1 protein-coding gene and 1 pseudogene are annotated in these 2390 nt (G+C 62.3%); both read left to right on the top strand.

The window, feature by feature from the left end; all coding sequences use genetic code 11:
- Positions 1-1555 (top strand): annotated as a pseudogene (locus WCA53_RS06045) (MMPL family transporter); the annotation flags it as partial.
- A 46-nt stretch (positions 1556-1601) separates the two neighbouring features.
- Positions 1602-2390 (top strand): MlaA family lipoprotein (locus tag WCA53_RS06040; RefSeq protein WP_423906898.1); only part of this gene is annotated, 789 nt, incomplete at its 3' end.

Below are 2390 nucleotides of genomic sequence, written 5' to 3'. Positions count from 1 at the left end.
GTTCAAGGACGACCGCCTCGATGTCGCCCTGGTGAGCACCGCGCGGCACGTGGGCGTGCCGCTCACGCTCGCCGCCGCCGCAACCGCCGCCAGCTTCTTCTCGTTCCTGCCGACGGCGTATCGCGGCGTGTCGGAACTCGGGCAAATCGCGGGCGTCGGCATGATCGTCGCGTATATCACCAACATGACGCTGTTTCCGGCATTGATCAAAGTGCTCAAGCCGGTGGGAGAAGCGGGCTCGCCGGGCTTTCCGAAGCTCGCGCCCGTCGATAAATACCTCGCGCGGCATCGTCGGCCGGTTCTGATTGGCACGCTGCTGATCATCATCGGCGTGTCGCCGCTGCTATTTCACCTGCGTTTCGACTTCAATCCGCTGAATTTGAAGGACCCGAAGACCGAGTCGATGGCAACCCTGATCTCGCTCAAGGACGCGCCCGAAGCCGCCGTGAACGACGTCAAGATACTCGCGCCCTCGCTGGCGGACGCCGACAAGATCGCCGCGCGCCTGGAGAAACTGCCGGAAGTCGAGCGCGCGACCACGCTGTCCTCGCTGATTCCGGCCGATCAGCCGGAAAAGCTGGCATTGATCGCCATCGCAGCAGCGCAATTGCTGCCTGCGCTGAACCAGCCGGTCGCCCCGCCGGCCAGCGACGCCGTGCGCGTCGCTGCATTACGGCGCTTGTCGAACTCGCTCGCTATCGCTGCCGACGAACATCCCGGTCCCGGCGATAAAGTAGCGCAGCGTCTATCAGACGCGCTCAAGAAGCTCTCCCAGGCCGACGCCGCCACACGCGATCGCGCCGAGCATGCGATTTCCGACCCGCTGCGCATTGCGCTCGGCCAGATGCGCGACCTGCTGCAACCCACGCTAGTCACGCGCGAGTCGCTGCCGAAGACGATGACCGAAGGCTGGGTCGCCCCCGATGGCCAGGCGCTGGTTGAAGTCTCGCCGAAAGCGCCAGCGACGGGTATCGACCAGAACGACGACAAGTTGCTGGCCCGTTTCGCTAATGCGGTGCAGCAAGCCGAACCGAACGCGATCGGCGGCCCGATCTCCGTGCTGCACTCGGCCAAGACGATCATCAAGGCTTTCGAGCAGGCGGCGGCCTTGTCGCTGCTTGCCATTGCGGTCCTGCTGTGGCTGACTTTGCGCCGTATTGGCGACGTTTTGAGAACTTTGGTACCTTTGCTCGTCTCGGCTGTCGTTACGCTTGAGTTGTGCGTGGTGTTCGACATGCCGCTCAACTTCGCGAACATCATCGCGTTGCCGCTGATGCTGGGTATTGGCGTGGCGTTCAAGATCTATTTTGTGATGGCGTGGCGTTCCGGACAGACGGGTTTGCTGCATTCCAGTCTTACGCACGCCGTCTTGTTCAGCGCCGCGACAACGGCGACGGCTTTTGGCAGTTTGTGGTTCTCGCATCACCCGGGCACGTCGAGCATGGGCAGGCTCCTCGTGCTGGCGCTATTTTGCACACTAGTCAGCGCAGTGGTTTTTCAGCCGGTTCTAATGGGGAAACCCCGCAAGGGCGCAAGTGCTGCTGACGAGCTATAGCTCCTTCTAAAACGTACGTAACGACCACTGACTAGGAAAGTCCCTCATGACAATCGCAATGACGCCCCCGACAGCCAGGAATCGTCGACCGCTTTCGGGCGGCGTGGCGATAGCCGTAGTGTTCGTGCTTGCCGGCTGCGCCACCGGGCCCGATCGCAAGGCGAACGACCCGCTGGAACCGATGAACCGAACGATCTTCAAGTTCAACGACGCCGCCGATAGATACGTCGCGCACCCGATCGCGACGACGTATGTGAAGGTCACGCCGGCGCCGGTGCGCACGGCAATCAGCAATTTCTTTTCGAATATTGGCGATATAAACAACTTCGCGAACAACCTGCTGCAGTTGAAGTTTGGCGATGCTGCTGAAGATTTTATGCGCCTCGTATTCAACTCCACGTTTGGTCTTGGCGGGTTGATCGACTGGGCCACGCCGTCGGGCTTGCCGAAGCACAACCAGGATTTTGGCTTGACGCTCGGGCATTACGGCGTGCCGGCCGGGGCCTATCTTGTGTTACCGCTGCTGGGACCGAGTTCGGTGCGCGATTCCACCACCTGGATTGCCAGTATTCCGCTCAATCCGGCGACCTACCTGCCGCTCGACGCCAGCGTCGCGATGTGGGGCGTACATTTCATCAGCGCGCGCGCCGACTTGCTGGGAGCCACCGATATCCTGTCGCAGGCTGCGCTGGACAAATACGCGTTTGTGCGCGACGCCTACACGCAGCGGCGTCAGTATTTGCTGACCGGGCCGGGAGGGGCGGCATTGCCGGACTATGGCGATGAAGGAGCCGCTGCGGCTCCGGCGGGGGGCGCTAGCGCTCCAGCGGTGGGG

The sequence above is a fragment of the Caballeronia sp. genome (genome assembly GCF_049581465.1).
Lineage (GTDB): Bacteria > Pseudomonadota > Gammaproteobacteria > Burkholderiales > Burkholderiaceae > Caballeronia.
Note: the sequence above shows the minus strand (reverse complement) of the source record. Positions and strands in the feature narration are given on the sequence as shown.